23 protein-coding genes and 1 other RNA gene are annotated in these 24,642 nt (G+C 34.4%); 21 read left to right on the top strand and 3 right to left on the bottom strand.

Going from position 1 to position 24,642, the window contains the following annotated elements; all coding sequences use genetic code 11:
• Positions 1-2: 2 nt before the first annotated feature.
• The 5 genes from C1638_RS01220 (at position 3) to C1638_RS01200 (ending at position 4,339) form a co-directional block, all read left to right on the top strand.
• Complete coding sequence (locus tag C1638_RS01220; protein ID WP_109617459.1) at positions 3-1,028, top strand: tetratricopeptide repeat protein; 1,026 nt, start codon at positions 3-5, stop codon at positions 1,026-1,028.
• A 158-nt stretch (positions 1,029-1,186) separates the two neighbouring features.
• Positions 1,187-2,023, top strand: a complete 837-nt coding sequence (locus C1638_RS01215; RefSeq protein WP_109617458.1) for a 1,4-dihydroxy-2-naphthoyl-CoA synthase — start codon at positions 1,187-1,189, stop codon at positions 2,021-2,023.
• A gap of 99 nt (positions 2,024-2,122) precedes the next feature.
• The gene (menA, locus tag C1638_RS01210) at positions 2,123-3,052 is read left to right on the top strand and encodes a 1,4-dihydroxy-2-naphthoate octaprenyltransferase (protein ID WP_109617456.1); all 930 of its coding nucleotides are present in this window, start codon (positions 2,123-2,125) and stop codon (positions 3,050-3,052) included.
• A 17-nt stretch (positions 3,053-3,069) separates the two neighbouring features.
• On the top strand, positions 3,070-3,516 hold the full coding sequence (locus C1638_RS01205; protein ID WP_109617454.1) for an SRPBCC family protein: 447 nt from the start codon (positions 3,070-3,072) through the stop codon (positions 3,514-3,516).
• 136 nt (positions 3,517-3,652) lie between these two features.
• Positions 3,653-4,339 carry a metal-dependent hydrolase gene (locus C1638_RS01200; protein WP_109617452.1) on the top strand — a complete coding sequence of 229 codons (687 nt, stop codon included), beginning with the start codon at positions 3,653-3,655 and terminating at the stop codon, positions 4,337-4,339.
• A gap of 116 nt (positions 4,340-4,455) precedes the next feature.
• Here C1638_RS01200 and ffs read toward each other — a convergent pair.
• Positions 4,456-4,553, bottom strand: an RNA gene (gene ffs, locus C1638_RS01195) — signal recognition particle sRNA small type.
• A gap of 131 nt (positions 4,554-4,684) precedes the next feature.
• Between ffs and C1638_RS01190 the strand changes: the two genes are divergently transcribed.
• The 10 genes from C1638_RS01190 to C1638_RS01145 all read left to right on the top strand — a co-directional run bounded on the left by C1638_RS01190 (position 4,685) and on the right by C1638_RS01145 (position 14,890).
• The gene (locus C1638_RS01190) at positions 4,685-5,287 is read left to right on the top strand and encodes a DUF4199 domain-containing protein (RefSeq protein WP_076351784.1); all 603 of its coding nucleotides are present in this window, start codon (positions 4,685-4,687) and stop codon (positions 5,285-5,287) included.
• A 16-nt stretch (positions 5,288-5,303) separates the two neighbouring features.
• Positions 5,304-6,254: a glycosyltransferase family 2 protein gene (locus tag C1638_RS01185; protein WP_109617450.1), complete on the top strand. Its 951-nt coding sequence runs from the start codon at positions 5,304-5,306 to the stop codon at positions 6,252-6,254.
• A gap of 417 nt (positions 6,255-6,671) precedes the next feature.
• Positions 6,672-7,373 carry a GIN domain-containing protein gene (locus C1638_RS01180; protein WP_076351788.1) on the top strand — a complete coding sequence of 234 codons (702 nt, stop codon included), beginning with the start codon at positions 6,672-6,674 and terminating at the stop codon, positions 7,371-7,373.
• An 80-nt stretch (positions 7,374-7,453) separates the two neighbouring features.
• Positions 7,454-9,169, top strand: coding sequence for a phospho-sugar mutase (locus C1638_RS01175; protein ID WP_109617448.1), 1,716 nt, complete (start codon positions 7,454-7,456; stop codon positions 9,167-9,169).
• A gap of 17 nt (positions 9,170-9,186) precedes the next feature.
• Positions 9,187-10,086 carry a hypothetical protein gene (locus tag C1638_RS01170; protein ID WP_109617435.1) on the top strand — a complete coding sequence of 300 codons (900 nt, stop codon included), beginning with the start codon at positions 9,187-9,189 and terminating at the stop codon, positions 10,084-10,086.
• Between the two features lie 27 nt (positions 10,087-10,113).
• Positions 10,114-11,367 carry a pyridoxal phosphate-dependent aminotransferase gene (locus C1638_RS01165; protein WP_109617433.1) on the top strand — a complete coding sequence of 418 codons (1,254 nt, stop codon included), beginning with the start codon at positions 10,114-10,116 and terminating at the stop codon, positions 11,365-11,367.
• 280 nt (positions 11,368-11,647) lie between these two features.
• Positions 11,648-12,634 carry a phosphatase PAP2 family protein gene (locus C1638_RS01160; protein ID WP_109617431.1) on the top strand — a complete coding sequence of 329 codons (987 nt, stop codon included), beginning with the start codon at positions 11,648-11,650 and terminating at the stop codon, positions 12,632-12,634.
• Between the two features lie 143 nt (positions 12,635-12,777).
• On the top strand, positions 12,778-13,500 hold the full coding sequence (gene kdsB, locus C1638_RS01155; RefSeq protein ID WP_109617429.1) for a 3-deoxy-manno-octulosonate cytidylyltransferase: 723 nt from the start codon (positions 12,778-12,780) through the stop codon (positions 13,498-13,500).
• Positions 13,501-13,614: 114 nt separating this feature from the next.
• A complete protein-coding gene (locus C1638_RS01150) occupies positions 13,615-14,277 on the top strand; it encodes a histidine kinase (RefSeq protein ID WP_109617427.1) in 663 nt (220 codons plus the stop codon).
• Between the two features lie 37 nt (positions 14,278-14,314).
• Positions 14,315-14,890 (top strand): glutathione peroxidase, encoded by a 576-nt coding sequence (locus C1638_RS01145; protein WP_109617425.1) that lies wholly within the window; start codon positions 14,315-14,317, stop codon positions 14,888-14,890.
• Between the two features lie 66 nt (positions 14,891-14,956).
• On the opposite strand, the gene C1638_RS01140 is transcribed toward C1638_RS01145, so the two are convergent.
• Positions 14,957-15,616, bottom strand: a complete 660-nt coding sequence (locus C1638_RS01140) for an NAD(P)H-binding protein (protein ID WP_109617423.1) — start codon at positions 15,614-15,616, stop codon at positions 14,957-14,959.
• Positions 15,617-15,791: 175 nt separating this feature from the next.
• Here C1638_RS01140 and C1638_RS01135 point away from each other — a divergent pair, with 175 nt between their 5' ends.
• The 3 genes from C1638_RS01135 (at position 15,792) to C1638_RS01125 (ending at position 20,621) form a co-directional block, all read left to right on the top strand.
• Complete coding sequence (locus tag C1638_RS01135) at positions 15,792-16,145, top strand: MmcQ/YjbR family DNA-binding protein (RefSeq protein ID WP_109617421.1); 354 nt, start codon at positions 15,792-15,794, stop codon at positions 16,143-16,145.
• An 18-nt stretch (positions 16,146-16,163) separates the two neighbouring features.
• Positions 16,164-19,919, top strand: a complete 3,756-nt coding sequence (locus tag C1638_RS01130; protein ID WP_109617419.1) for a DUF3857 domain-containing protein — start codon at positions 16,164-16,166, stop codon at positions 19,917-19,919.
• Between the two features lie 219 nt (positions 19,920-20,138).
• Complete coding sequence (locus tag C1638_RS01125; protein ID WP_228427975.1) at positions 20,139-20,621, top strand: hypothetical protein; 483 nt, start codon at positions 20,139-20,141, stop codon at positions 20,619-20,621.
• 45 nt (positions 20,622-20,666) lie between these two features.
• Here C1638_RS01125 and C1638_RS01120 read toward each other — a convergent pair whose 3' ends face one another.
• The gene (locus tag C1638_RS01120) at positions 20,667-21,587 is read right to left on the bottom strand and encodes a bifunctional riboflavin kinase/FAD synthetase (RefSeq protein ID WP_109617416.1); all 921 of its coding nucleotides are present in this window, start codon (positions 21,585-21,587) and stop codon (positions 20,667-20,669) included.
• A gap of 171 nt (positions 21,588-21,758) precedes the next feature.
• Here C1638_RS01120 and C1638_RS01115 point away from each other — a divergent pair, with 171 nt between their 5' ends.
• The 3 genes from C1638_RS01115 to C1638_RS01105 all read left to right on the top strand — a co-directional run bounded on the left by C1638_RS01115 (position 21,759) and on the right by C1638_RS01105 (position 24,612).
• Positions 21,759-22,553, top strand: coding sequence for a T9SS-dependent choice-of-anchor J family protein (locus C1638_RS01115; RefSeq protein WP_109617414.1), 795 nt, complete (start codon positions 21,759-21,761; stop codon positions 22,551-22,553).
• A 179-nt stretch (positions 22,554-22,732) separates the two neighbouring features.
• Positions 22,733-24,241: a F0F1 ATP synthase subunit beta gene (gene atpD / locus C1638_RS01110; protein ID WP_109617412.1), complete on the top strand. Its 1,509-nt coding sequence runs from the start codon at positions 22,733-22,735 to the stop codon at positions 24,239-24,241.
• Between the two features lie 89 nt (positions 24,242-24,330).
• Complete coding sequence (locus C1638_RS01105; protein WP_076351811.1) at positions 24,331-24,612, top strand: FoF1 ATP synthase subunit delta/epsilon; 282 nt, start codon at positions 24,331-24,333, stop codon at positions 24,610-24,612.
• Positions 24,613-24,642 lie beyond the last annotated feature (30 nt).

The raw sequence follows: 24,642 nt of genomic DNA, 5'->3' as shown, positions 1-24,642 counted from the left end.
TTATGAAGAAACTAATTTTAGGTATGGCTATCGTAGCCTCCGCTTTTGCTTTCGGACAAAAGGGCGATGTAAATGCCCAGCTTCAGGCTACTAACAAGGCTGCTATGGATGCGTACAACGCAAAAAATTATGCAGCAGCGGCACCTAAGTTTATAGAAATCTATGACTTACTGAAGACAAACGGTCAGGATAATAAAATGTATATGTATTATGCAGGTCTTAGCCACGCATTGGCAAATAACAACGATGCAGCAATCAAAATATATACAGATTTAATTAACTCAGGATATACAGGAGTAGAGACTACTTACACTGCAAAAGAAAAAAAATCCGGACAGACAGTAAACTTAGATAAGGCTACTTGGGATCTTATGAAGAAGAATGCAGATTATTCTGATTTCAAAACTGAGCAGACGCCAAGTGTAGAACCAGATTTGTATGAAACTTTAACCACTTTGCTTATTAATGCAAAGAAAGGAAATGAAGCGCTTGTAATCATTGAAAAAGGATTAGCTAAATTCCCTAACAATACAAAATTGAAGGAAGCTCAAACCAATGCATATCTTCAGTCTGGAAACATGGACAAATTTGTTGCAGGTTTGAAAGAGCAATTGGCTAAGAATCCTAACGATGCTACAAACTGGTATAACCTTGGAGTAATGCAGGCTAAAACTCCTGCTACTGTTGAAGAGGCTATAGCTTCTTTCAAGAAAGCAATAGAACTTAAACCTGACTTTGCTAATGCTTATCAGAATATAGTGTATACAACAATTGGAGATGATCCTAAGGTGGTAGCAGAGATTAATGCAACAAGAAAAGATAAGCCGGACGCTGCTTCCAAATTAATTGATGCAAGAAGAGAAAGATTTGCTAAAGCTTTACCATTTGCAGAAAGCTGGTATAAAGTAGATCCAAAGAACATTGATGCAGTTACTACACTTAAAGAAATCTATGTTGTAACAAAAAACATAGATAAAGTTAAGGAAATGAAAGCTAAAGAAGCTGAGCTTAGCGCTGGAGCAAAATAATCATTTTGTAACTCAATAATAATAAAAACCGAAGCAGTAATGCTTCGGTTTTTTGTGTTAAGAGATGAAACTTGTATGTATTTTTTATGAGGTGGATCCATAAATTTAACCCCAAAAATTCTCTGTAATTCCGTATCTTTGAGAAAAATTTTAATAAGATGATCGAGTGGAAAACCGTCAAGGAATACGAAGATATTACCTATAAAAAATGTAATGGTGTAGCAAGAATTGCTTTCAACAGACCGGAAATACGTAACGCTTTCAGACCTAAAACAACTTCAGAATTGTATGATGCTTTTTATGATGCCTCTGAAGATCCTTCAATAGGCGTGGTTTTACTTTCCGGAGAAGGGCCAAGTCCTAAAGATGGAGGTTGGGCTTTCTGTAGTGGAGGTGACCAAAAGGCAAGAGGACATCAGGGGTATGTAGGAGAAGATGGAAGACACCGTTTAAATATTCTGGAAGTTCAACGTTTGATACGCTTTATGCCTAAAGTAGTGATTGCAGTTGTTCCAGGATGGGCAGTTGGTGGCGGACACTCACTTCATGTAGTTTGCGATCTTACTTTAGCAAGTAAAGAACATGCTATTTTCAAGCAAACAGATGCTGATGTTACAAGTTTTGACGGTGGGTACGGATCTGCTTACCTTGCTAAAATGGTTGGACAGAAGAAAGCTCGTGAAATTTTCTTTTTAGGAAGAAACTACTCCGCTCAGGAAGCTTTTGAAATGGGAATGGTAAACAAAGTAGTTCCTCACGCAGAATTAGAAGATACAGCCTATGAGTGGGCACAAGAAATATTAGCAAAATCTCCAATGTCAATCAGAATGCTGAAGTTCGCTATGAACCTTACCGATGATGGCATGGTAGGACAGCAGGTTTTCGCAGGAGAAGCAACCCGTTTGGCTTATATGACAGAAGAAGCTCAAGAAGGAAGAAATGCATTCCTTGAAAAAAGAAAGCCAAACTTCGGAGAAGATAAATGGATATCGTAAATATTGTAAGGATGTATTCATGTAAAAAGTATTAATGGCATAGGTGTCGTTTTTTATCATTTTACATGAATACATTTTACATGAATACATGAAAATAATATGACTGATTGGATAAAAGCCGCAAGGCTAAGAACTCTACCGCTTTCCCTTAGCGGAATTATAATGGGAGCATTCATTGCAAAGTGGAGATTGTACAGAGAAGGAGGGATCTGGGACTGGAAAATCTTTGCTCTGGCACTTCTGGTAACACTATTGTACCAAATTTTATCAAACTATGCCAACGATTATGGTGATGGAGTAAAAGGAACCGATGCCAAAAGAATTAATGAAGCTGAAGCAAGAGCAGTAGCATCAGGAAAAATTACTGCCAAGCAAATGAAAAATGCAGTGATTTTGTTCTCGGCATTATCTTTCATTGCTACCATTGCACTATTATATGTTGCTTTCATTCCAAACTATATGAATGAATTTTACATTTTCATAGGTTTAGGAGTGGCAAGTATTTTGGCAGCGATTGGATATACAGTAGGGAAAAAGCCTTACGGATACATGGGGCTGGGAGATATCTTTGTGTTTATCTTCTTTGGACTTGTTTCTGTATGTGGTAGCTATTTCCTATTTACAAAAACTTTCAGCTGGGATATGCTATTACCGGGAACCGCAGTAGGAATGATGAGTATGGCCGTTTTAAACCTTAATAATATGAGGGATATTGAAAGTGATAAACTATCAGGAAAAAACAGTTTTGCATTAAGAATAGGATTCAAAAATGCAATGATCTATGAAATGATCCTGTTACAGCTTCCATTGGTACTGATCCTTATCTTTTTAGGGGTAAACGGATTTATACAAGCGCAAGACTATTATGCTTTCATCGTCATGATTCTGTTGTTTCCATTAGCAAAACTGAGAAGAAGTATCATGTCAGTTAAAGAGCCGAAAGAATTAGATCAATATTTAAAGCAGGTTGGAATTATGACATTTATAATGGCAATTCTTACAGCAGCCGGACTTAATTTATTTAACTAAATCTAAAATATTATATCATGAGTCCTACAATCTATGTTGAAGCGCAAATGCTTATCAGAAAACCGATTGAAGATGTTTTTGAAGCATTCATCAATCCTGAAGTAACTACTAATTTCTGGTTTACAAAATCTACCGGAAAATTAGAAGAGGGTAAAACGGTAACCTGGGAATGGGAAATGTATGGAGTAAAATCTGAAGTGAAAGTGCATCAGATTATTCCAAATGAACTAATCAGAACAGAGTGGGGATCGCCTTCAACAAATGTGGACTATGAGTTTAAAACAATGGAAAAAGGAACCCTTGTTGTTATTAAAAGCTATGGATTCAGCCAAACTGGTGAAGATCTTTTAAGACAGGTTAATGACAATACAGGTGGTTTTACGACAGTTTTAGACGGTTGTAAAGCCTATCTGGAACATGGAATTAAACTCAACTTAATTGAGGATAAATTCCCACAGAAATAATCCGTTTCGGGAAATATTTAAAGTAAACAACGCAGTTGCGTTCAATTAAAACACAAATAACACAAATGCTTTTACAAATCTCATTGTGAAACCATTTGAGTCATTTGTGTTTAAAGATTTTAAAATTAAATTTAAAATGAAAATACAATTCTTAGGGCAAAATTGTTTCTTGTTCACCTATAAGGACAAGACCATTTTGAGTGACCCTTTTTACAATTACAAAAAAGCGGAATCAGGTTTTGATATTACCGCTCAAAAAATCGACTACATCCTGTTGACCCATGCACATGGTGATCATATTGCTGATGTAGGGGAAGTATTACAGCATTATCCTGAGGCAACCATCATTGGAGTGCCTGAAGTATGTGGTTATTTCAAATCAGCGAAGAATACAGACGATGTGAACCTAGGAGGATCGGCAAAAATCGACGATCTTAAGATTTCCATGGTTCCGGCTCACCACACGAGTTCTTTTCCTGATGGGAGCTATGGGGGCGTTCCTGTAGGGTATATTTTCAGACTTCCTGAAGGGAAGAATGTTTATTTAGCTGGAGATACAGGAGTAATGGTAGATATGGAATTATTCCCAAGATTGTATGGTAACATCGATCTTTCTATTCTTCCTATCGGAAGCCACTACACAATGTGTCCGAGAAAAGCATCTTTTGCAGCAGCAGAATTATTGAAAACTCCAAAGGTAATTGGATGCCACTTTGATACTTTCCCTGCCATTGAGATCAATCATGAAAGTGCATTAAAGCATTTCGCAGATAAAAATGTAGAACTTGTTTTACCAAAACTGGGAGAAACGTTCGAATTTTAATAGAGAATTAAGACTGAGGTAATCTAAAATTAGAAAAATGAAAATGATGCGTAAGGTATTAAAAACAAAAAAAGATAATTATCAAATTACCTCTCTTCTCACTTTAAACCAAAAAAAAATGGCAAGCTACCTAAATCACACCGCTACGACCAATTACCTTTGCTGCGTTCCCACCCTGGAGGATTCTCAGGAGCTGGTTGTTTAGGACTTGCCGTTGCAAAGGTAGGAAATATTTGTAAACTTCAAAACTTTATTAAAGAAAATTAGTCGAAAAAATGCAGTGGTAAAGCTAAACAGCTGACATTTAGAGGAATAATTTTTCAACTTTTTTCTAAAAATTTAAATATGACGAAAAGTCCATCAACACTAGGAATTATACTTTTTATAGCTACAATGATCGTTTTCTTTGTAGTATATACTTTTTTTTCAGGAATCAATTATTTTGATATATCACTGAAAGCCAATGCGTTTGTTTTACCTCTCTTGTATGCAGGAGCCGCATTCTGGTCTGTAAAATTATACTGGAACAACCATAGAGTGGTAAGTTTTAAAGAAGCTTTCAAGAGAGCTTTCGTTCCGATGTTTATCGGAGGAATTCTTTCTATTTTCAGTATTTATGCTTTTTTAAACTTTGCAGATACGGATGCCAAGAAGCTTTTGAACTATCAATATGTTCAAAGACAGAAGTCGGAATTGGATACGGAATATACTTCAGCAAGAAAGATTATGAAACATCAAAAAGACATTGATGAGCTGGATCAGAAGTATAAAGAGAGGCTACAAAGCTTCACTCCAGAGGCTGTAAAAGGAAAAGATATGCTTACCGCAAGTCATTTTTCAGGATATTTTGCAGCAATTCTTATATTTTACGTAGTTTTGTCAGTGTTTTTCGGAGCATTTTTCAGAACAAGAACGATATATCAGCCCGAAGAAACAGAACAAGCCTAATTTTTATTAAAATTAAATGAATTTATCTATAGTTATTCCGTTACTGAACGAGGAAGATTCTCTGGAAGAACTTTTTTCAAGAATTGATAACGTCTGCAGAACCAGTAGTTTGTCTTACGAAATTTGGTTTGTAGATGATGGAAGTACGGATTTATCGTGGAGCATTATTGAGAACTTAAAAGTACAGCATCCTCAGATCCACGGTATTAAATTTTCCAGAAATTATGGAAAATCACAGGCACTTCATGCTGCCTTTTCAAGAACAAACGGAGATGTGGTAATTACCATGGATGCCGACTTACAAGACTTTCCGGAAGAAATTCCTGAATTGTACAATATGGTAGTTAATGATAATTATGATATTGTTTCAGGCTGGAAGAAGAAACGTTTTGATAATGTAATGACGAAAAATGTTCCGTCAAAACTATTCAATGCTGCAGCCAGAAAGGTTTCAGGAGTTGAGCTTCATGATTTCAATTGTGGTTTGAAAGCTTACAAAAAACAGGTTGTAAAATCGGTGGATGTATATGGTGATATGCACCGTTATATTCCGGTACTGGCAGCTAATGCAGGATTCAGAAGAATTACTGAGAAAGAAGTTAAGCATCAGGCAAGACCTTATGGAACTTCAAAATTCGGAACAGAAAGATTCATTAGAGGATTTCTGGATTTAGTAACTCTTTGGTTTGTAAGTCGTTTTGGAGGAAGACCTATGCATTTCTTCGGAGCAGTAGGGACATTGATGTTTATCTTCGGTTTCCTTTCAGCGCTTTGGTTGGGAATTTCAAAGCTCATTGATGTTGCAAGAGGTATTTATGGGCATTTAATCACGAATAACCCTTGGTTCTTTATTGCTTTAACAATGATGATTATGGGAACATTACTGTTTGTAGCAGGATTCCTTGGAGAAATGATTATCAGAACCAACCGCGAGCATAAAAATTATAATATTGACGAGGTGATATAAGGTTTTAAACCCTATTAACTAAGTTTAAATCAAATAAATACCTCAGGAAGTACATCTTTCTGAGGTATTTTTATTTCATCCTTTTTCCAATATTATTTTATACTAGCTACTAAACAAAATCAGACAACTTTAACAACATAATTAATTAAATCACTACATGAACTTGGTGATTTTAAAGGGTATTAATTGATTTTAATTTTATTTGAGCTGTTATTGTTTTCTTAGATCTGCTAAAAAAAGCAAGAAATTGAAAATTATCAGGTTTTTTATTGTCAAATGACAAAGTTTTTTAGAAATTTTAATCCTATTTTTGTTAAAAGATATTGTTGAAAGTTTCATGACGGATGTATAAAAGATTCCGGAAATTTTCAATAGAGTAGATCCCTATGATCGTTAGTAGAATATTTAAAATTAAATATGAAAAAAGTATTATACACATTAATGCTGGTTGCGGTGGTTTCCTGTGGAAAAGTTTCTCCAAAAGGAAATATTGAAAAGAAAGATGTGGAAGTTCCGGAGTTTGTTAATCTGGATCTTACCGGGAAATTTCGTGTATTCTATGCCAGAGGCCCTAAAAACTTTGTGGAAATAGAAACCTATCCCAATGTTGCGAGTAACCTTGATGTAGATGTAAAAGACAAAACGCTTTTCATTAAAGAAAAAAGAGGCACAAAGGGGGTGGATTTTTATAATGTAACCATTTATTCAAAATATAATCTTGAAAAAGTAGCCGTTGCGGACTCCGTAGAAATGAATATTTCAAGCGAAATTAAAACTGATAATTTCAAGCTTAATATGAAAAACTATGCTACATTTATGGGATCTGTTAATACGAGAAGAGCAGAGGTAGAAATGCAGAATAGAAGCCGTGCTAACTTTTTAGGATTATCCAAGGATGCTGTTATAAAGATTTCAGATACAGCGAGTTTAATTGCTCCTTACTGGAAAATTACCAACCTGAATATCGATTCTAAAAATGGAAATTATGCTGAGGTAAATGTAAAAGATTCTTTAAAAGGAAATATTCAGAATACAGCAAAATTTATCTATTATAACGACCCGATCCGAGCGTTTAAAGTGGATAAAACGACGAGAGTAGAGAATAAGAAATTAAATTAAAAAACCATCAGCTGAATGTTGAAAATGGCTGCAAAAGTAAGTTCGTTTTCAAGCTTTCAGCTTCCAAACTAGATATAAATATGACAACATTAGAAAAAGCGAAACTTTGGTTAAGTGATACATTCGATAAAGAAACGAGAGATGCTGTACAATCTTTGATTGACAGCAATTCCCCAGATCTGGAAGATTCTTTCTACAGAGAACTGGAATTCGGGACAGGAGGAATGCGTGGGATTATGGGAGTAGGAACCAACCGCTTAAACAAATATACATTAGGACAGGCTACTCAGGGATTAGCAAACTATATGCTGGAGCAGTTCAAGGGAGAGGAAATTAAAGTGGCCATTGCCTATGACGTTCGTCATAACTCAAAGGAATTCGGAAAATTGGTAGCAGATGTTTTAACTGCTAATGGAATTAAAGTATTGCTTTTCAAAGATCACAGACCTACACCTGAATTGTCTTTCACGGTTCGTGATAAAAAATGTAATGGAGGAATCGTATTAACGGCTTCCCACAACCCACCGGAATATAACGGTTACAAAGTATATTGGAATGACGGAGCGCAGATTGTTCCGCCAAATGATGAAGCCATCATCAATGAAGTATATTCTGTAAAATTTGAAGAAATTAAATTCAACGGAAATGATGATTTGATTGAATGGATCGGAGAGGAACAGGACGATGTTTATATCGATACTTGTATTGAAAACTCTACTTATCAGAACGTTGGAAAAGAAAATTTAAATATTGTCTTTACATCCATCCACGGAACAACATATACAACAATTCCAAAAGCTTTAGCAAAAGCAGGCTTTAAAAAAGTAGATCTTGTAAAAGAGCAAATGATCCCAAGCGGAAACTTCCCAACGGTAGATTCTCCAAATCCGGAAGAGCCTGCCGCATTGGAAATGGCAATGGATCTTGCGAAAATTACCAATGCTGATATCGTTATCGGAACAGATCCGGATGGAGACAGACTGGGAATTGCTGTAAGAAACCTTGATGGAGAAATGCAGTTATTGAATGGAAACCAGACCAATACCATCCTTACTTACTATATTTTGCACGAATGGCAAAAACAAGGAAGAATTACAGGAAAAGAATTCATCGGTTCTACGATTGTAACTTCAGATGTTTTCTATGATATTGCACAAAAATTCGGTGTTGAGTGCAAAGTAGGTCTTACAGGATTCAAATGGATCGGGAAAATGATCCGTGAAGCAGAAGGAACACAGAAATTTGTATGTGGTGGTGAAGAAAGTTTCGGTTTTATGACAGGAGACTTTGTTCGTGATAAAGACTCTTGTGGTAGTATCGTTCTGGCTTGTGAAATTGCTGCTTGGTGTAAAGCCAACGGAAAAACAATGTATCAGTACATGATTGAGATCTATGAAGATCTTGGAATGTACTATGAAGGACTGGTAAACATTGTAAGAAAAGGAAAAGAAGGGGCTGAAGAAATTCAGAATATGATGAAAAACTTCCGTGAAAATCCTCCAAAAGAATTGGCAGGTTCATTAGTGGAAGAAGTTAAAGACTTTAAAGAACAAACCAGTCTTACTGTTTCAACAGGTGACAAAAAAGTAATGAACGATATTCCAAAATCCAATGTATTAATTTACTATACACAGGATGGAACCAAAGTTTGTGTAAGACCTTCCGGAACAGAACCCAAAATTAAATTCTATGTTTCAGTAAAAGACGTTATTAAGTCTGAAGCTGATTTTAAAGATAAATTAAAATCATTGGAAGCTAAAATCGAAGCAGTTAAAACAGATTTAAAACTGGATTAATTCTAAGGTAATAGTAGATGATAAAAAAAATTATAGCAGCTTGCCTGCTTTCTGCAGCCGTAGTTTCCTGTAAAAAGGAAGCTACAGTTTCAGATGTAAAGCCGGCAAATGATTCGATTGCTAAAAACGAAACCAAGGAAGACCAGTATAAACCTATTGATACAACTTGTTCTCCCAATTATAAAACAGAGGATTACATCACGGCTCTTCAATGGTATCGTACCAAAATTGATAAAGAGATTGCAGGAAATAGCCCAGAGCAGAATGATAAGGTATATGAAGATTATGTGAAAATCAGAAATAAGTATACCAGTTGTCTGAATGATTTGCATATCGATATATTGGATAAATATGTTGATTATCATACAAGAGACTCGGACACCTATAATCTACCAGATAATATAAAGAAAATTGCAACCGAACTGAATAAGGCCGGTCTTGAATTCCGTGTAATGGGAGAGGGACTTACTGAAATCCACTCATTGCCGGAATATTATGTATCTGTTTTTAAGAATAAGGTAACTCCTGATTATGATGCCTATATCTCACAGATAGCAAAAGACAACAAGGAAAACTATGCTGTGAATGGAGGCTTGTTGATTACTTGGGAGGAATTGGGTGACAGATTGATCGTCTGGGAAAATTTTATGAATAAATACCCTAAAAGCCCACTGATAAAAGTGGTAAAAGAGGATTATCATAATTATTTGTTGGATTACCTTCTGGGAATGGACAGTGATCGAATTTATGACAGCGAAGAAGGCAAAATTTATGATGATAAAAGAGAAGAATATAACAGAATCATCAAAAAATATCCAAATTCTATTACTGCGAAAAAAACTAAAGAACTAATAGCCGCTTATGATGCCCATGTACCTGTGGATCAGATAGAAGACAGAATCAATTTGAGAAGATAATATTAGTAAATTTTAAATAAGAAAAAAGTGAAAGTTTCAAAATTAGCAGCGAACCTGATCGGTTCTGAAATTGTAAAAATTGGTAACGAGGTAAATGATCTAAAAGCAAAGGGAGCAGAAATTGCCAATCTTACTATTGGTGACCTGAATTCTAATATCTATCCTATTCCGGCATTGCTGAAGGAAGAAATTCAGAAAGCCTATCAGAATAATCTGACAAACTATCCACCTGCAAACGGACTTTTATCTTTAAGAAAGGAAGTTTCCAAGGATCTGAAAAACAGATGGAATCTGGATTATTCACCTAACGACATCCTGATTACAGCAGGTTCAAGACCTTTGATCTATGCTGTATACAAAACAATTGTAGATGAAGGAGATAAGGTAATATATCCTACACCATCTTGGAACAATAATCACTATGCTTACCTTACTTCAGCCAATGCTGTAGAAGTAAAAACGAAGCCTGAAACCAACTTCCTTCCAACAGCAGATGATCTAAGACCTCATTTGGATGGAGCTGTTTTATTAGCACTTTGTTCTCCATTGAACCCTACAGGAACAATGTTTACAAAAGACCAGCTTTCAGAGATTTGTGAATTGGTGATCGCTGAGAACAAAAAAAGAGGAGCAGATGAAAAGCCGTTATACCTAATGTATGACCAGATTTATTCTAACCTTACTTTTGGAGCAGAACACGTAGATCCGGTTTCTCTTTTCCCTGAAATGAAAGAATATACCATCTATATCGATGGGATTTCTAAATGTCTTGCTGCAACAGGAGTACGTGTAGGATGGGGATTCGGTCCGGCTCATATCATAGATAAAATGAAAGCGCTTCTTACCCACGTGGGAGCTTGGGCACCAAAACCTGAGCAGGAAGCTACTGCCAAATTCTATGAAAACCCTGAAAACGTAAATGTATTTGTAGAAGACTTCAAAGGAAAACTGGAAGAAAGCTTAAAAGTTCTTCACGGAGGAGTTCAGGATTTAAAAGTAAAAGGACTTTCTGTAGACAGTATAGAGCCTATGGGAGCACTTTATCTTACGATTAAGTTAGACTATATCGGAAAAACAAAACCTGATGGAGCTGTCATTGAAAACTCTTCTGATTTGGTATTCTATTTAATCAATGAAGCTGGAGTAGCTTTAGTACCATTCTCAGCATTCGGAGAAGACAAATCCGAACCTTGGTTCCGTGCTTCCGTTGGAGGATTAGCTGTGGATGAGATCAAAGGAATGCTTCCAAAATTGGAGAGCGCTTTGAACAAATTAAAGTAATCTTTACATAAAATATATGCTTCGACTCTGTTCAGCATGACATCGTTAAAACTTTATAATTAACAGTGTCATACCGAATGGAGTCGAAGTTTTTTCTACCCATTCCTCGGATATATAGAATTATTTTTCTGATTAAGTTTATCAATTAACAGAAGATTATTATTTTACGAAAAAAATTAAATAAACATTAAAAATTAGATAAATATTTTGTAGTAACCTGAACTAGGAATTACCTTTGGGCTTTTACACACCTAAATATAATAAAGTCGAAAATTACACGATGAAAAAACTGAGATTTCTACTCTTACCAGTTTCAATATTGGTATGCTCACAAGAGATTGATACGCTGAAAGTAAAAGAACTTCCAAAGGAACTTGAATCGCCCAAAGTACAGACTTACACCCTAAAAGACGGATCTGTCAGAACGTACCCAAAACCTAAATTATTAGATTTTGTAACCAAATTGCCTAGAAACTTTATCAACACCAATAAAGATTTTGTAGCAAAGGATCATGCTTATTATTTAGGAGGAGCAGTTGCATCAACGTTGATCCTTATACCATTTGATCAGAAATTAATAGACAATTCACGAGAATTGGGAGAAAGATGGGGAATGGATAAAGATAACAACTACCATAAAGTTGGAGGTGTCTTTAAAATACCTAAAGATATCGGATCAACCCTATATCTGATTGGGAATGGCTCTACATTAGTCCTTTTGGGAATCGGTTTTGGAACGTATGGTTTAATTAAAAATGATTACAGAGCACAAGCCACAGCAAGCGGATTAATGGAAAGTTTAATTCTTTCCGGAGTTTTCACCCAGACTATTAAAAGAATTACCGGAAGAGAAAGTCCGTTTATTGCAGAGATAAATGGCAATAAAGGAGGGGCATGGAATCCTTTCCCAAGTTTTTCAGAATTTGGAAAAAATACCTCAAATTATGATGCGATGCCATCCGGACACTTAACCACGTTTATGGCAGGTATTACCGTAATTGCAGACAATTACCCGGACGCAAGATGGATAAAACCGGTAGGATATACCTTAGCAGGAGCTTTATGCTTTCAAATGATGCAAAGTAAAGTTCACTGGGCTTCAGATTATCCGCTAGCCTTATTAATGGGATATTTTATAGGAAAAACCATTTCAAAAAGCAGATATACTTCATCAGAGGGAACCATTGGAAAGACAAAATATAACCTAAACTTTGTTGCATCCCGCCAATGGGAATATAATATGGTGGGGGTAAAACTCTCTTTTTAACCTCCTGAAATCTTTGTTTTGTGTAGTAAATAAGATAGTTTTCACTACATTTGATCTAAATATAATAAGGATCAGTATTGCATTTTTAAATGCCGGAATGAAAACCTATTGAATTAAAAAGACTTAATTAATATTTTTATTAAATGAAAATAATCGCTGTCATCCCTGCTCGTTACGAAGCAAGCCGTTTTCCGGGGAAACTTATGCAGACTTTAGGAGAAAAAACCGTTATTACCACCACCTATCAGAATGTAGTAGAAACCGGACTTTTTGATGAAGTTTTTGTAGCAACAGATTCTGAAATTATTCTTGATGAAATTGTGAAAAATGGCGGTAAAGCTGTAATGACAGGACAGCATGAAACAGGAAGTGACCGTATTGCTGAAGCCGTAGAGAATATAGATTGCGATATCGTTATCAATGTTCAGGGAGATGAACCTTTCCTTAAGCTGGAACCTTTACAACAGCTAATCGAGGTTTTCAAAAAAGATGATCATAAAGAGATTTCACTGGCTTCTTTGAAAATAAAATTATCAGAAAAAGAAGAAGTTGAAAATCCCAATAACGTAAAAGTAATTACTGATAATAACGGTTTTGCCTTATATTTTAGCCGTTCTGTAATTCCTTTTCACAGGGAAGTTTCTTACGATATAAGTTATTTTAAACATATTGGGGTGTATGCATTCCGAAAAGAAGCACTCTTGCAATTCTCGAAATTGGAAATGAAACCATTGGAAATCTCTGAGAAAATTGAGTGTATCCGATATCTGGAATACGGAATGAAGATCAAAATGATAGAAACCAATTTCATTGGAGTAGGTATTGATACACCAGAAGATTTGGAAAAAGCAAGGAAGCTGATTTAAAATAAGATAAAGCAATCAATAGATTTGGAATTTTATCCTTTCGCCCTTTTGCTTTCCTATCCTTTTTGCTATTTCGCCCAAATCCCCTTATATTTGAATTTATAAATAAAATTAATGAAGAGATTATTTTTAGTATTTGCCCTGATATTTTCACACTTAACCTTTGCCCAGACAGCCAAAGAAATTATAGATAAAAATATTGAGTTATCGGGAGGCTTAACCAGTTGGAAGCTTTTAAACTCAGTATTGCTGCAAGGAAAAGTAGTGTTGGGAATAAAGGATGAATATCCTATAAAAATATACCAACAACGCCCCAACCTTACCAAAACAATTATTACAATTAGCGGAAAGGAAACGGCTATTGAAGGCTTTGACGGAACCAAGGGGTATGCCATGAACTATGCTGCCAATAAACTTCAGGAATATCCTGAATATGTTTCAGAAAGCTTTGATAATGACTTCATTGATTGGGAAAGCAAAGGTTTTGCTGCCAAATATCTTGGAAAAGAAAAAGTAGGAGAGATCTATTGCCATAAAGTAGAACTTACAAAGAATGTTAATAAGAACATGTATTATTTTGATACAAAGACTTATATGCTGCTAAAGGAGATTAAAAAAGATGAAACAGTGGTATATTCTGACTATAAAAAAGTAGGAAACCTTACCATGCCATTCAGAATTGAATCTTCAAGCTCAAAGAAAGACGGGGACTATGTAATGTTGCTTAACAGAATCGACATCAACAAAGTTTTTCCTGCCAATATTTTTAAGTTTTAATTCAACTGCAGTTCATCCTGCATAAAATTTATAAGAAATGAAAAATATTTTTTTACTACTGCTTTCATTCGTTGCTATTTTGCAAAGCTGTACCAATCAAAAAAGTGAAATTTCTAAAGCTAAAACCAAAGAACTTATGGGAAAAACAATATATGATTTTAAAGTAGAAAGCCTTGACGGAAAGGAAATCAACTTTGCAGATTTCAAAGGAAAGAAAATTCTTATTGTCAATACTGCTTCAGAATGCGGATTTACCCCTCAGTATGCAGATCTTGAAAAAGTATATGAAGAGTATAAGGACAAATTAGTTGTAGTAGGTTTCCCAGCCAACAACTTCGGAGGACAAGAACCGGGTACCAATACTGAAATTGGAACTTTTTGCCAGAAAAACTATGGGGTAACATTCCCAATGGCTGCTAAAGTTTCCGTAAAAGGAGACGATATCGCACCTATTTTTAAATACTTAACAGAACAAGAGTTAAACGGAGTAAAAAATACAAGTATTCTTTGGAATTTTACCAAATTCTTAATTGATGAAAACGGAAAATTGATTGATACTTATGTAAGTACTACGAAACCAACTAGTGAGTCGATTACAAAGCATTTAAAATAAAAAATAAAGAAATTTATATATTGAAAGTGGGTCATAAGAACCCACTTTTTTTATGTCTAAAAAATATTAATGATCAAACACTTTCTCTGCAAAGCAAAAAATATTTCCCAGCTTGATACTAGAGTAACCATTGCTTTTTATTTTGGAAGAATTAATCATTGCTTTTGCTAAAATATCAGTAGGTAAAGGTTTTTGGCTTTCTAATAATCCGAGTTTATTGGCAAACTTTATAATTCTGCTACCCAAAACTTCGCCCGTTCTTCCTGAATCTTTTCTTTCAAGCATTCCAGGCTTAAAGATGGTAATTTTATTGAAATGTAATTGCCTTACAGCTTCTTCCAGTTCTCCTTTCATTTTAGAATAGAAGATTTTAGATTTAGGACTTGCTCCATAAGCTGAAACCAAAATATAATCCTCCACATTATTTTCCTTGGCGGCCTTGGCAAACTCATATTGGTAATCAAAATCTACCTTTTTCTGGGCTTCCTTGCTTCCGGCATCCTTTAAAGTGGTTCCCAGACAGGAAAATGCTACATCTCCTTTCACCATTTCTTTCCATTCCTCAGGTTTTTCAAAATTGACAATATGAACTCTAAGTCTTTCATTTTCAATATCAACAGGTTTTCTTACAAAAATATCTACTTCCTCAAAGTCCTTGTCATTGAGTAACTGATTGACTAAATCTTTTCCTGTAGCGCCTGTAGCACCGATTACTAGAGCTTTCATAACAATGTATTTTGAGGTGATGATATTTTCCTTTCTTAAATTTACTAAATTTGATTTAAAGTTTATGTATTTTTTATGGGATTAAATAGTATAACAATTACATCTCAGGACATCATATTTTTGAACTCTACTCAATCATCATTTTTACTATATTGCTTACTTATAAACGATAAACATGGATGCTAACGAAATTTTAGACTATTGTCTTGCTAAAAAAGCAGTTACAGAAAATTTTCCCTTTGATAATGAAACTCTTGTGATGAAAGTGGACACTAAAATGTTTCTGCTGATGAGCCTCGAAAGGCAGCCGTTGTCTATTAATGTAAAAACGGATCCGGAGTGGAGTGCAGAACTACGTGAGCAATATCCTCAGATTACAGGAGCTTATCATATGAATAAAACCCATTGGAACTCGGTTTCAATAGATGGTTTAAGAAGAGAACTCATCTTAAAATTAATTGACCATTCCTATGAATTAGTATTTAAATCTTTAACCAAAAAAATTCAAAACACAATACATAATTCTTAAAAAAACGAAACTAATAACATGAAAAAAATATTGATTTCGGCTGTGTATTTCTTATCAGTCGGAGCATTTGCCCAGTCAAAGGATCACTCCAAAACCTGGGAACTTTTGCTGAACAACAAAAGAGATGAAGCAAGAACTTTTTACGATAAAACATTACAGTCCCAAAAACTTAAAAACTTTGAAAGCCTTTTTCTGGATGCAATGATCGATCAGGAAATGGGTCAATTTATTTTTGATGAAACCTTTGTCAAAAATTTTGTAAATATTACAGATGAAGAAGCTTATTTATATCCTGTTTTCAGGGAAAAATTTATGCTGAATGATCTCGAAGAAAGCGGAATTGATGATCATACCTATAAAAAAGTAGATGTTTTATACGGGAGTAAAAACTTTGGCCATTTAAACGGAATAATAGAATTTAAAACTTATTTTGATTATCTGAGAGGTAATTTTACAGGATCTGCAGAGGCGCTTTCAAAGCTCGGGAAAATTGATAAATGGCAATATGCCGGAGTATTTGAAAACCTGAATGGAAGTGGCATGGACAATGAATATGAGCCGGAAACTTATGCTAAAAATGATAAACTCTTCAATACCGGAAACTTTGGTAATATTGGCTGGTACAACAAAAAATTTAAAGATAATGACGGATTCAATTTTTTCTTCAATGAACTGGAGTATGGAAGAGGAATTGTCTACGCACAGACATTCATAGACAATCCGGAAGAAAGAAAAGTATGGTTTGAAGTGAATGCAAGCAGTGAGCTTAAGGTGTTCTTGAATGATGCAGAAATACTATCAAGTACAAAAGACGGATATACCTCTACAGGGTCGCATCTTGTAGAAGTGATATTGCCTAAAGGGATGAACCGATTACTTGTTAAAAATGATTCACAAGCCAATAAGATGGCCGGTTTTATGATCGTTCCTTTCGATACAAACTACAATAAAATCAGTAACCTGAACTATTTTGATACTTATCGTGATTATAAAAAAAGTACAATTACTCAACTTCAACCTAAAGAATTAGAGTTAAAATTTGAAAAAAAACTTAAAGAGAAAATTGTACAGTCTCCCAATGATTTTATTTATGATTATCTCTTGACACTAGGCTATCTGAATAACCAACAGAATGATAAAGCAAAGGAAAAAATAGACATTTTTACTCAAAAATATCCTAAATCCTCGCTGATTCAGGTTCTTCTTTCCAAATATTACGCTAATATAGAAGATCAGGGAAAGATTACAGAGATTCTTAAAAACATAGAGGTAAACGACCCTGAATATTACCAGGTCCCTGTCATGAAAATTGCTGATGACAATGCCACCAAAAGCATGAGTATTCAGGAACTTGAAAAATACAAGGGGATTCTCAATAAAACAAAAGCTCGGGCCATGGTGGATCTTTTTGATATGATCATATCCGCCAGAAACCATGATGTAGAAAAAATGAAATCTCATGTTTCTAACATCAAAAAAACTTTTGCCAATAATGAAAAATATACTGTTCTTTTAACTTCTCTTGAAGAAGCTGATAAAAAAGATCAGAGCGGTATCATTAAAAAACTTGAAGATTTTACTGCTACAAGAAATAATCTGGATATCATGTCTTCATTATTTGAGTATTACGAAAAATCCAACAGGGTAGAAGATGAAAAAAAGCTTCTTAGAAAGTTCATTGAACTATATCCATCTTTAAATGTTCTGAGAACTAAATATGTATCTCTTTTACAGGAAGATCCCAAAGATCCGGAAATTATGAAGCAGATTAATGAAGGACTTGAAAACTTTCCCTATTCCTATTCACTGATGGCATTAAAGGCTGAAATCTTAGCACTGCAGAAAAATAAGGATGAAGCGGTAAAATACGCAAAAGAATCCCTTTCTCATTTTGCAGAGAACGAGCGTATGTATAAGTTGATCAGAGATTTGGGGCAAACTGAAGATGAAATTGACCAGGTTTCTGTAAAGGATTTGAAAAAACTGGCTTCGGAAAGAAGAAATAAAAGTACAAAAGGTAAAAAAGGAGTTACCACATTATTGGATGAATATATTGTAAATGTATATCCTGAAGGAGGGTTCAAAAAAAGAACGACTTATGTCTATGAAATTACCTCAGAAAGCGGAATTGAAGAGCTTAAAGAATATTATATTAACTACTATGATGACGTTTTAAAATCTGAAATAATAAAGCCAAACGGCAGTATCGTTCCGGGAGAGAAATCTGAGGACCAGATTGTTTTTACCAATCTTGAGGTAGGTGATGTAGTTCTTATCCAAAAAGAAAGTTTGGAAAGAAAAGGTGGACGTTTCTATAAAGACTTTAACCTCAGTTCTTATTTTAATTCCGAATATCCTGTAGTAGAATCTGTATTTACCGTTATTACTCCTGAAAATATGCCATATCAGGTAAAAAGTAATAATGCAGAAGTAGCTTCCACAAAGAAAAAAGTTGGGAATAAACTTTTTCAAACATGGAAACTTAATAATCTTCCGGAGGTAAATCTGGATGAAAACTATGGCCCCACGTATTATGACGCAACCATTTCAGTAACAGCTAATTCTATAAAAACCTGGCAGGAAATTTCCAATTGGTATTCTGATCTTACAAGAAAAAGCCTGGTTTCAGACAGAGTGGTTGAAAAAGCATTCAAAGAAATATTTCCCGATGGAACTTCAGGAATGAATGATACTGAAAAAGCCGAGAAAATTTATAATTATATTGAAAAAAATGTAACCTATAGCTCTGTAGACTTTCGCCAAAGTGGATTTATTCCTCAAAAACCATCCAAAACATTGGTGACAAAATTGGGTGATTGTAAGGATTTGTCAACCTTATTTTTAATTCTTGGAAATCAGGCAGGGTTAAAGTCTAATCTTGTGTTAGTACAAACCAATGATAACTCTCCACAGCGCCTTCTTTTACCAAATTTAAGTTTCAATCACTGTATTGTAAAGGTAAATCTTGATGGAAAGGAAACCTTTCTTGAAATGACAGACAAATATTTACCGTTTAATGCAATTGTGAAAGGAAATTATAAAGCAAAAGGGTTGGTAATTTATACAGATAAAAATAATGAAAATACAGTTCAACTTATTGATATACTAGCAAATAATAATACAAAAAATCTGTTCAAATCAGTGAGTGAAGTTCAGATTAACGGCGATGATCAAAACTTTGTGACCAAACAATATACAATGGGTGAGACCAAAAGCTATTATAATACTTTCTTTCAGAATTCACAGACGGAAGAAAACCGTAAAAAAAGTATGGAGAAAGAGTATGGCGGTATTTTAGATAAAGTAATTAATGTAAAATCAGTGAAATTATTGGATGGAAAAGACCTTACTGTAAATCCTTTATCGTATGAAGTTCAGTTTAATATCAATGATAAACCACAGTCTGTAGGCAGTCTGAAAATTATGAAGATTCCTTTTATCACAAAACCATTCACAAAAGATGTGGTGGCAACCGAAAACAGGAATACAGATATTTTATACACGCAGTATGAGCGACAGAATGAGTATTTTGAAGAAGTATACCTTAATATCCCTGACGGAATGAAGTTTATTGAAATTCCTGAAAATAAAGCCCTTGTGTACAATAATTTTAATTATTCAATCAATTACGAACTTGAAAAAAATAATAGATTAAAAATAACCAGAAAATCTAAAACACCTTGGGATAACATCAAAAAAGAACAATATCCGGAATTTAAAAAATTTGTAGAAGACGCCATCAATGCAGAAAATCAGATTTTAGGATATAAATAATGAAATACATTGAAAATTTTATCATGATAAGGTTTAAAAATCAATACAATTCTTAAACTTAAAGTCAGATTCTATAATCTGGCTTTATTTTTTTTGCACAAAATAGATGTAAATATTGAAATTATTCATCATAAAATAATAACTGAATAATCTGGGTATAGATTTTGTTATCAATTATGAGTGAAATAAATCAATTAATAGTAACATAATAGAGAACACATGAGAAATCACCTTTTATTATTCATGGCAGCGGGTACATTAATGCTATCAAGCTGTAATAAGGCAGATCAAAAAACGGCGCCTGCTTCTACTTCGGTGGCAGATAGCAGTTCTTCTGACAACCTTAAAATAGAATTTTCCGGAACAGAAAACTTTACGATTAAGAACCCAAAGCTTAAGGTAAGTTTATATGGAGCCGATGAAAGACTGGCAGATGCTCCGGCCACTCTCATTACCGAAAAAGAGTACGAGCAAAAATCTGTGCCATTTACCATAGATTTGCCTGTACCCAAAGATGCTGATACTAAAATCACACCTAAACCTATGGGGCCTGTTAAATATTATGTTACTGTGAGCTGGGATTCTGACGGAAACGGGAAAGCAGATCAAAAAGGAGATATATTTATTGATTATGACAAGCAATTTCCTAATGTGAAACTGAACACTGAAACACAGAAGATCTATTTAAAGGTATTAAAATAAACATAAAAAGGGCTACTCATCAAATGAATAGCCCTTTTTTATATCTTAAAAATTAAACTCTTCTGTGAGTCTTTTATCTTCATCTAGTCTTTCAATGAGTTTTTCAAGTCCTTCAAACTTGATTTCATCATGAAGAAAATCTCTGAATTTTACTGTAATCTTTTCATCATAAATATCTCCATCAAAATCAAGGATATACACTTCAACTGTTAATTTTTCTCCATTTACTGTAGGATTGGTTCCAATGCTCAGCATTCCTTTATATAGCTGCCCTTTTACTTCAACTTCAACAATATAAGCTCCTTTTTTAGGTAAAAGTTTAATGGACTCTGTATCAATATTAGCAGTTGGATAACCAATTGTTCTTCCTATCTTCTTGCCATGAACAACCGTGCCTGAAACAGGGAAAGGATATCCCAACATTTCATTGGCCTCTTTAATATTTCCGGTTAAAAGTGCATTACGAACCTTGGTAGAACTGATGTTATTTTCATGAATATTAATGGCTTCCATTTGTTCAACCTCAAAATCAAGTTCCTTAGAAAGCTTTTGAAGAAGTTCAAAATTTCCACTTTTATTTTTTCCAAAAGAATGGTCGTAGCCTATAATGAGGTATTTTACATTGAGTTTATCAATTAAAATCTGGCGAACAAATTCTTCTCCGGTTAAATTCCTGAATTCTTCATCAAATTCTTTCAGGAATAAGTTGTCAATATTGTATTTTTCAACCAGTTCTTTCTTTTCCTCTATGGTATTCAGAAGTTTTAAATCTTCATTAGGATTAAAAACAAATCTTGGATGAGGCCAAAAAGTAAGAATGGCAGTTTCCAGATTGTTTTCTGTACCTACCTTAATGAGTTCATCTATAATACTTTTATGCCCAAGATGTACTCCGTCAAACATACCTAAAGACAATGCTAGAGGCTTCTGAGAGGAATAATCTTTAAAATTCTTGAAAACTTTCAAAACGGAAAAAATTTGATTGCAAATATAAAACCTTTAAAATTATTCATAATGATATAATCTAATTATTTGTAGTATTATTTATATTTAAACGATTTCGCTATTTTATGATTTATTCTTTAATGAAAGTTGCTTAATGTTATTTATTTTTCTATTTTAGAGAAAAATAACATTATGAATAAAAAATTATCTATTTGTGCAGTTGTATTAGGAATCCAAATAAGTGCACAGTGCAATTCTTTGACTTTACCATACACCGAAGATTTTGAAAGTGTAACTACTCCTGCCTTACCAGCCTGTACTACAATTCAAAATGCGGGAACAGGGAGTAACTGGGTTACTAGACAGGGAGCATTTACCGGAATTGATAGTAAAGCATTGACTTACAGGTATGATTCTTCAAATGATGCTAATGCTTGGTTTTTTACTCCCGGCTTAAATCTTACAGGTGGAGTAGAATATAAGTTAACATATACGTATTCTGGAAGCGGATTTGAGGAAAAGCTAAAGATAGCATACGGAACAAGTAACAGCAGCACCTCTATGACTAATCAATTGGCAGATTATCCTGATATTATAGATGAAGAAGCTCATACAGAAAGTGTTACATTTACACCATCAGCTACTGGAGTATATTATATGGGATTTAACTGCTATTCTGTTGCAGACCAGTTTTTTTTACAAGTTGATGATATTAATGTGATAGCTTCACAACTGAGTACATCAGAAGTGATGAATAGAAATAATGCAGTTAAAATATATCCAAACCCATTTGTAGACATGATTCATATCAATAAGGTTGAAGATGTAAGATCTGTTTCGGTTACTGATATTTCTGGAAAACTACTAAAAACTGTTGATAAGCCATCAACAGAACTATATTTAAAGGAGTTAGGTCCAGGATTATACATGTTGAAGCTAGAAATGAAAGACGGATCGCAAAAAGTTATAAAGATTATTAAAAATTAAAAATTATTTTCTGTGATCTGAAAATTACAGGTTATTATTATAAAAAGATATTTATAGATTAGAACCAAAGGAGTTTTTCTTCTTTGGTTCTTTTGTGAAAAAGCATGATAAAAATCTTTTTTTTACTAATTGCGGGTTTACGAAGAATCACTATATTTGCACCAAGAAAAAATTTAGCAATGGCAAACCAAATTAAAGGTAAAATTTCTCAAATTATTGGTCCGGTAATCGACGTTGTCTTCAATGATGTGGAAGTAATTCCAGCAATCTATGACGCGTTAGAAATTACAAAAGAAAACGGTGAAAAAGTAGTTTTAGAGGTAGAACAACATATTGGCGAAGATACAGTAAGATGTATTGCAATGGACGCTACTGATGGTCTTAAGAGAGGTCAAGATGTAATCGGATACGGAAATCCTATTACTATGCCAATCGGAGAGGCTGTAAACGGAAGACTATTCAACGTTGTTGGTGATGCTATCGACGGACTTCAAGATATTTCTAAGGAAGGTGGTCTTCCAATTCACAGACCAGCTCCAAAATTTGATCAACTTTCAACTTCTGCAGAAGTTTTATTTACAGGTATTAAAGTAATCGACTTAGTTGAGCCTTACGCAAAAGGGGGTAAAATTGGTTTGTTCGGTGGTGCTGGTGTAGGTAAAACAGTATTGATCCAGGAGTTGATTAACAATATTGCAAAAGGACACGGAGGTCTTTCAGTATTCGCCGGAGTAGGTGAAAGAACGAGAGAAGGAAATGACCTTTTGAGAGAGATGTTGGAATCAGGTATTATCAAGTATGGTGATGATTTCATGCACTCTATGGAAAATGGAGGTTGGGATCTTTCTAAAGTTGACCTAGAGGTTATGAAAGATTCAAAAGCAGCATTCGTTTTCGGACAGATGAACGAGCCGCCAGGTGCAAGAGCGAGAGTAGCACTTTCTGGTCTTACATTAGCGGAGTACTATAGAGATGGTGGTGAAAGCGGACAAGGTAGAGACGTACTTTTCTTCGTAGACAACATCTTCCGTTTTACTCAAGCTGGTTCTGAGGTATCTGCACTTCTTGGTCGTATGCCATCAGCAGTAGGTTACCAACCAACTCTTGCTTCTGAAATGGGGGCGATGCAGGAAAGAATTACTTCAACTAAAAATGGTTCAATTACTTCAGTACAAGCGGTATACGTACCTGCGGATGACTTAACTGACCCGGCTCCTGCAACTACGTTTGCTCACTTAGATGCAACTACAGTACTTGACAGAAAGATTGCTTCATTAGGTATTTACCCAGCGGTAGATCCATTGGCTTCTACTTCAAGAATCCTTGCTCCAGAAATTATTGGTCAAGAACACTATGACTGTGCTCAAAGAGTAAAAGAAATTCTTCAAAGATACAAAGCTCTTCAAGATATCATCGCAATCCTTGGTATGGAAGAACTTTCTGAAGAAGATAAGTCTGTTGTTTACCGTGCAAGAAAAGTTCAGAGATTCTTATCTCAGCCTTTCCACGTAGCAGAACAGTTTACAGGTATTCCAGGATCATTGGTAGATATCAAAGATACTATCAAAGGATTTACAATGATTATGGATGGTGAATTAGATCACTTACCAGAAGCTGCTTTCAACTTGAAAGGAACTATCGAGGAAGCTATCGAAGCAGGACAAAAAATGTTAGCTGAAAACGCTTAATAAATTAGACATAAAGATAGCAGATACTAGACATGAGACTTTAAGGTTGTCTGAAATCTGAAATCTGAAATCTTCAAATCTAAATTAAAATGAATATAAAAATTTTAACACCAGAATACGTAGTTTTTGAAGGAGAGGTAAACTCTGTATTATTGCCTGGAAAAAATGGTGAATTCCACATCATGAAAAACCACGCAGGAATCGTTTCTTCTTTAATCGGTGGTAAAGTAAAGTTATTTGCTAATTCTGTAGATGAAGCTTATGCTAAAAACTTAACCAAAGAAAACGATAAAGACTCTGTTTTTTCTTATTCTATTAAAAGCGGTGTTGTAGAATTTAATCATAATAAAGGAATTATCCTTTGTGAATAATTAAATGAAAAGCTAAATATATTTTCAAAA

Origin of the sequence: Chryseobacterium oncorhynchi (assembly GCF_002899895.1) — a bacterium.
GTDB classification, from domain to species: Bacteria; Bacteroidota; Bacteroidia; order Flavobacteriales; family Weeksellaceae; genus Chryseobacterium; species Chryseobacterium oncorhynchi.
Note: the sequence above shows the minus strand (reverse complement) of the source record. Positions and strands in the feature narration are given on the sequence as shown.

What these genes read in the sequence shown, in the direction of transcription:
- C1638_RS01220 (WP_109617459.1), top strand. Translation starts at nt 3, where the DNA reads ATGAAGAAACTAATTTTAGGTATGGCTATCGTAGCCTCCGCTTTTGCT.
- C1638_RS01215 (WP_109617458.1), top strand. Translation starts at nt 1,187, where the DNA reads ATGATCGAGTGGAAAACCGTCAAGGAATACGAAGATATTACCTATAAA.
- menA (WP_109617456.1), top strand. Translation starts at nt 2,123, where the DNA reads ATGACTGATTGGATAAAAGCCGCAAGGCTAAGAACTCTACCGCTTTCC.
- C1638_RS01205 (WP_109617454.1), top strand. Translation starts at nt 3,070, where the DNA reads ATGAGTCCTACAATCTATGTTGAAGCGCAAATGCTTATCAGAAAACCG.
- C1638_RS01200 (WP_109617452.1), top strand. Translation starts at nt 3,653, where the DNA reads ATGAAAATACAATTCTTAGGGCAAAATTGTTTCTTGTTCACCTATAAG.
- C1638_RS01190 (WP_076351784.1), top strand. Translation starts at nt 4,685, where the DNA reads ATGACGAAAAGTCCATCAACACTAGGAATTATACTTTTTATAGCTACA.
- C1638_RS01185 (WP_109617450.1), top strand. Translation starts at nt 5,304, where the DNA reads ATGAATTTATCTATAGTTATTCCGTTACTGAACGAGGAAGATTCTCTG.
- C1638_RS01180 (WP_076351788.1), top strand. Translation starts at nt 6,672, where the DNA reads ATGAAAAAAGTATTATACACATTAATGCTGGTTGCGGTGGTTTCCTGT.
- C1638_RS01175 (WP_109617448.1), top strand. Translation starts at nt 7,454, where the DNA reads ATGACAACATTAGAAAAAGCGAAACTTTGGTTAAGTGATACATTCGAT.
- C1638_RS01170 (WP_109617435.1), top strand. Translation starts at nt 9,187, where the DNA reads ATGATAAAAAAAATTATAGCAGCTTGCCTGCTTTCTGCAGCCGTAGTT.
- C1638_RS01160 (WP_109617431.1), top strand. Translation starts at nt 11,648, where the DNA reads ATGAAAAAACTGAGATTTCTACTCTTACCAGTTTCAATATTGGTATGC.
- kdsB (WP_109617429.1), top strand. Translation starts at nt 12,778, where the DNA reads ATGAAAATAATCGCTGTCATCCCTGCTCGTTACGAAGCAAGCCGTTTT.
- C1638_RS01150 (WP_109617427.1), top strand. Translation starts at nt 13,615, where the DNA reads ATGAAGAGATTATTTTTAGTATTTGCCCTGATATTTTCACACTTAACC.
- C1638_RS01145 (WP_109617425.1), top strand. Translation starts at nt 14,315, where the DNA reads ATGAAAAATATTTTTTTACTACTGCTTTCATTCGTTGCTATTTTGCAA.
- C1638_RS01140 (WP_109617423.1), bottom strand. Translation starts at nt 15,616, where the DNA reads ATGAAAGCTCTAGTAATCGGTGCTACAGGCGCTACAGGAAAAGATTTA.
- C1638_RS01135 (WP_109617421.1), top strand. Translation starts at nt 15,792, where the DNA reads ATGGATGCTAACGAAATTTTAGACTATTGTCTTGCTAAAAAAGCAGTT.
- C1638_RS01130 (WP_109617419.1), top strand. Translation starts at nt 16,164, where the DNA reads ATGAAAAAAATATTGATTTCGGCTGTGTATTTCTTATCAGTCGGAGCA.
- C1638_RS01125 (WP_228427975.1), top strand. Translation starts at nt 20,139, where the DNA reads ATGAGAAATCACCTTTTATTATTCATGGCAGCGGGTACATTAATGCTA.
- C1638_RS01115 (WP_109617414.1), top strand. Translation starts at nt 21,759, where the DNA reads ATGAATAAAAAATTATCTATTTGTGCAGTTGTATTAGGAATCCAAATA.
- atpD (WP_109617412.1), top strand. Translation starts at nt 22,733, where the DNA reads ATGGCAAACCAAATTAAAGGTAAAATTTCTCAAATTATTGGTCCGGTA.
- C1638_RS01105 (WP_076351811.1), top strand. Translation starts at nt 24,331, where the DNA reads ATGAATATAAAAATTTTAACACCAGAATACGTAGTTTTTGAAGGAGAG.